The 401-nt window shown below is 75.3% G+C and carries 1 pseudogene; it reads left to right on the forward strand.

The features are described 5' to 3' along the window. Positions 1–401, forward strand: a pseudogene (locus tag G3I71_RS49270) (malate dehydrogenase); the annotation flags it as partial.

Below are 401 nucleotides of genomic sequence, written 5' to 3' on the forward strand. Positions count from 1 at the left end.
GCGTTCCCGCTGCTCGACGGCATCGACGTCACGGACGACGCGACGGCCGCGTTCGCCGGCGTGAACGTCGCGCTGCTCGTCGGTGCGCGGCCGCGGACCGCGGGCATGGAGCGCGGCGACCTGCTGAGCGCCAACGGTGGCATCTTCGGGCCGCAGGGCGCCGCGATCAACGCGGGCGCGGCGGACGACGTGCGGGTCCTGGTGGAGGGCAACCCCGCGAACACGAACGCGTCCATCGCGGCGGCGCACGCGCCCGACGTGCCGGCCGAGCGGTTCACGGCGATGACGCGGCTCGACCACAACCGTGCGCTCGCGCAGCTGCGGCACCGCACGGGCGCGGCGGTCGACGACATGCGGCGCGTCGCGATCTGGGGCAACCACTCGGCGACCCAGTACCCGGA

This window comes from Streptomyces sp. SID12501 (genome assembly GCF_010550245.1).
Lineage (GTDB): Bacteria > Actinomycetota > Actinomycetes > Streptomycetales > Streptomycetaceae > Streptomyces.